Origin of the sequence: Phocaeicola intestinalis (assembly GCF_014837065.1) — a bacterium.
Taxonomy (GTDB): domain Bacteria; phylum Bacteroidota; class Bacteroidia; order Bacteroidales; family Bacteroidaceae; genus Phocaeicola; species Phocaeicola intestinalis.
In genome coordinates this window covers 1-4,736 of the sequence record NZ_JACSPP010000109.1, presented here as the reverse complement: position 1 = coordinate 4,736, position 4,736 = coordinate 1, and the positions used below count along the sequence as shown (strand labels likewise).

The following is a 4,736-nucleotide window of genomic DNA, read 5'->3' as shown; positions in this document are numbered from 1 at the left end:
GGTACTGCGTAACAGTGGGAGAGTAGGTAGCCGCCGTTTTGGGATCCTTCCCCGGTCTGATGTCCGGGGGAGGATCCTTTTCTCTTTTTGAGATTATGCAAATTTCTTTGTTTGCGGTAATTAGTCTTGACAAATGCTTGTTAATTTCCTCCTGTTTGCTTTTTTGTTTTGTAATAGGGCATAAATTATTCTTTTATGTTTTTTTAGTCTCTTTCTTTATAGCATTTCACAAATTTAAAAACCGTTTTATTTCTTCGTAGATTTAATTCTTTTTCGTAACTTCGCGCTGATTAAGAAAATATTAAAGATAATGACGAAACAGCTATTGAAACCTGATTACATCTTTGAATCAAGTTGGGAAGTATGTAATAAGGTAGGTGGAATTTACACCGTACTATCAACAAGGGCAAAAACCTTGCAAGCTGCATTTCCGGATCGAATTTTCTTTATCGGCCCGGATGTTTGGAGAGGTAAGGATAATCCTTTGTTTACCGAAGATGAAAAGGCACTACAAGGTTGGCGTGAGTACGCTACTTTGAATGAAGGATTGAAGGTGAGAGTGGGACATTGGAACATTCCTGGGCATCCAATTTCAATCTTGGTGGATTTTACACCATTTTATGCTCAAAAGAATGAGATTTATACGCAAGCCTGGCTTGATTTTAATGTGGATTCGCTTCATGCGTATGGTGATTATGACGAGGCTTCTATGTTTTCTTATGCTGCCGGTAAGGTTGTAGAAAGTTTCTATCGTTATAATTTGGGTGCTAAAGACAAGGTGGTTTATCAGGCTCATGAGTGGATGACAGGTCTTGGAGCATTGTATATTCAGAAGAAAGTCCCTGAGATTGCAACGATATTTACAACACATGCCACTTCAATCGGACGATCGATTGCAGGTAATAACAAGCCGTTGTATGATTACCTTTTTGCATATAATGGTGATCAAATGGCAGAAGAGTTGAATATGCAATCGAAACATTCGATAGAAAAGCAGACTGCTCATCATGTGGATTGTTTTACTACAGTGAGTGAAATTACAAACAATGAATGCCGTGAATTGTTGGATAAGCCGGCTGATGTCATTCTGATGAATGGTTTTGAGGATGACTTTGTCCCGAAAGGAAAAAAATTTGATGAAAAACGCAAGCATGCCCGTAAGGTGATGCTGAATATGGCCAATAAGCTGCTAGGTACTGAACTGGATGATGATACTATGATTATAGGCACAAGCGGCAGGTATGAATTTAAGAATAAAGGTATTAATGTCTATTTGGAATCGCTTAACCGATTGACCCGTGACAAAAATCTCAAAAAAGAAGTTTTAGCTTTTATAAATGTTCCAGGTTGGGTAGGAGAGGCCCGTGAGGATTTGTTGGAGCGTTTAAGTTCTGACAAAACTTATGACATGCCATTGGAAGTTCCTTTTATTACTCATTGGCTGCATAATATGACACATGATCAGGTTTTGGACATGTTGAAGTATTTGAATATGTCGAATGCTGCTGATACGAAAGTAAAAGTTATCTTTGTGCCGTGTTATCTGGATGGAAAGGATGGTATATTGAATGAATCATATTATGATTTGTTGATAGGCATGGATTTGAGTGTTTATCCTTCTTATTATGAACCATGGGGTTATACTCCATTGGAGAGCGTTGCTTTTCATGTGCCTACCATTACAACTGACTTGGCGGGATTCGGTCTATGGGTGAACTCGGTAGTGAATCATTCAGGAACTTTGCAAGATGGTGTGAAAGTCATTCATCGTACAGATTATAATTATTCTGAAGTCGCTGATTCGATAAAAGATACTGTAACTGAATTTTCAGCATTGTCGAATCAGGCAATTGAAAATATACGTGAACATGCGGCAATAATTGCCGAAAAGGCTTTGTGGAAACATTTTATCCAATATTATTATGAAGCATACGATGTTGCTTTGCGTAATGCAAGGCAGCGTCTTTCTCAGAGTAACGACAATAACTAAAATTCATTTACACACTAAAATTAAACAATATGAAAGTCAAGACTAATTATGCTAACACTCCAGCCTGGAGAGAGGTTAATGTAAAATCTCGTATTCCGGAACCTTTGAAGATGTTGGAAAGAATGGCTCGTAATATTTGGTGGGCCTGGAATGATGAAGCGACAGAGATGTTTAAAGAATTGGATCCGGAATTGTGGCAAGTTGTTGGTCAAAATCCGGTAGCATTATTGGAACGTCTAAGTTATGAAAAATTGGAAGACTTATCAAATGATAAGGCTACATTGAAGAAAATCAATGAGGTATATTCCAAGTTTGAAGCATATATGAATGTGAAGCCAGATGCTTCGCGTCCTTCTGTAGCCTATTTCTGTATGGAATATGGTTTAACTCATGTCTTGAAAATCTATTCTGGCGGTTTGGGTATTTTGGCAGGCGACTATCTGAAGGAGGCTTCAGATAGCAATGTAGATATGTGTGGTATAGGTTTCTTGTATCGTTATGGTTATTTCAAACAAAGCTTGTCGATGGACGGGCAGCAGATAGCCAACTATGAAGCCCAGAATTTTGGAAGCCTGCCTTTGGAGCGCGTCAATGACGAAGAAGGAAAACCCTTGGTTCTTGATGTTCCATATTTGAATTATTATGTGCACGCTTATGTTTGGAGAGTAAATGTAGGCCGTGTACCTTTGTATCTGTTGGATACAGATAATGAAATGAACAGTGAATATGACCGTCCGATTACATACCAGTTGTATGGAGGTGATTGGGAAAACCGATTGAAACAGGAAATCCTCTTGGGTATTGGAGGTGTCTTGTTGCTGGAGAGACTGGGTATCAAGAAAGACGTTTATCACTGCAATGAAGGACATGCGGCATTGTGCAATGTGCAGCGTCTGTGCGACTATGTGGAAAGCGGTATGACTTTTGATGAAGCCCTGGAAATCGTGCGTGCTTCTTCTTTGTATACAGTACATACTCCGGTGCCGGCCGGTCACGACTATTTCGATGAAGGTCTGTTTGGTAAATACATGGGTGGATATCCCCAACGTATGGGTATCACTTGGGATGAACTGATGGATTTAGGACGCATCAATCCTGGCGATCATAATGAGCGTTTCTGTATGTCAACGTTTGCATGCAATACATGTCAGGAAGTAAATGGTGTGAGCTGGTTGCATGGAAAGGTTTCACAAGAAATGTTCTCTGGCATTTGGAAAGGATACTTTGCTGAAGAAAATCATGTAGGTTATGTGACCAATGGTGTGCATTTCCCCACATGGTGTGCTTCTGAATGGAAGAAATTGTATAACAAATATTTTGATCCGAATTTCTTGAACGATCAGTCTAATCCGAAAATTTGGGAAGCTATCTACAATGTACCCGATGAGGAAATCTGGAAAACTCGTTTAGGGTTGAAAAACAAATTGATTGATTATATTCGCGAACAGTTCCGCAAGAACTGGCTGAAGAATCAGGGTAATCCGGCATTGATTGTATCTTTACTGGATAAAATCAATCCGAATGCATTAACAATCGGTTTCGCTCGCCGTTTCGCTACTTACAAGCGTGCTCATCTGTTGTTCAGCGATTTGGATCGTTTGTCGAAGATTGTAAATAATCCTGACTATCCGGTACAATTCTTGTTTGCTGGCAAGGCACATCCGCATGATGGTGCCGGACAAGGTCTGATTAAGCGTATCATTGAGATTTCAAACCGTCCTGAATTCTTGGGTAAAATTATTTTCTTGCAAGATTATGATATGAAGTTGGCACGTCGTCTGGTTTCAGGTGTTGATATTTGGATGAATACGCCGACTCGTCCGTTGGAAGCTTCGGGTACATCCGGTGAGAAAGCATTGATGAACGGTGTCGTAAATTTCTCTGTTCTTGATGGATGGTGGTTGGAAGGTTATCGTGAAGGTGCCGGATGGGCATTGACCGAAAAACGTACTTATCAGAATCAAGAATATCAGGACCAATTGGATGCAGCTACCATTTATAGTTTGCTGGAAACCGAAATCCTTCCGTTGTATTATGCACGAAATAAGAAAGGTTATTCAGAAGGTTGGGTACGGACCATCAAGAATTCTATCGCACAAATTGCTCCTCATTATACCATGAAGAGACAGTTGGATGATTATTATGCCAAGTTCTATGGAAAAGAAGCTGAAAGATTCCATGCTTTGGAAGCTGATAACTATGCGAAGTTGAAAGCTTTGGCTGCATGGAAAGAAGAAGTGGCAGCCAAATGGGATTCTATTCAGGTAGTATCGATGGATAAGTGCGAAGAATTGCGTCAAGGCAATGTGGAAAGTGGCAAAGATTATACCATTACTTGCGTTGTTGATGAAAAGGGACTTAACGATGCAGTGGGGGTAGAAATGGTAGTTACTTATACAAATGCAGAAGGCAAGGAATATATTTACAGTGTAGTTCCGATGGAACTCGTGAAACGTGAAGGCAATCTGTATACATTCAAGTTGGATTATAGTATTTCGAATGCAGGAAGCTTCAAGGTAGCATATCGTATGTATCCAAAGAATATCGATTTGCCCCACCGTCAGGATTTCTGCTACGTGCGTTGGTTTAACGAATAATCTGTTATTGAACCAATAAAGACATGTGAGCCGGCTGTTTCTTCAAAAGGAACGGCCGGCTTTTTGATGTATGCTCGGCATGAGTATTAGCTAACGGGTGCAAGTCCCCAATGAGCCCTAATAGCGGGAATCATACAGCCAAAAGCAAG

At 40.1% G+C, this 4,736-nt stretch carries 2 protein-coding genes; both read left to right on the top strand.

Features of this window, described 5'->3' with window-relative positions; genetic code table 11:
- The first annotated feature begins 310 nt into the window (after positions 1 to 310).
- Positions 311 to 1,990, top strand: a complete 1,680-nt coding sequence (locus H9625_RS17060; RefSeq protein ID WP_087213387.1) for a glycogen/starch synthase — start codon at positions 311 to 313, stop codon at positions 1,988 to 1,990.
- A 29-nt stretch (positions 1,991 to 2,019) separates the two neighbouring features.
- Complete coding sequence (gene glgP / locus H9625_RS17055) at positions 2,020 to 4,587, top strand: alpha-glucan family phosphorylase (protein WP_087213384.1); 2,568 nt, start codon at positions 2,020 to 2,022, stop codon at positions 4,585 to 4,587.
- Positions 4,588 to 4,736 lie beyond the last annotated feature (149 nt).

Excerpts from the sequence above, each read along its gene's own strand:
- H9625_RS17060 (WP_087213387.1), top strand. The coding sequence starts at position 311 with ATGACGAAACAGCTATTGAAACCTGATTACATCTTTGAATCAAGTTGG.
- glgP (WP_087213384.1), top strand. The coding sequence starts at position 2,020 with ATGAAAGTCAAGACTAATTATGCTAACACTCCAGCCTGGAGAGAGGTT.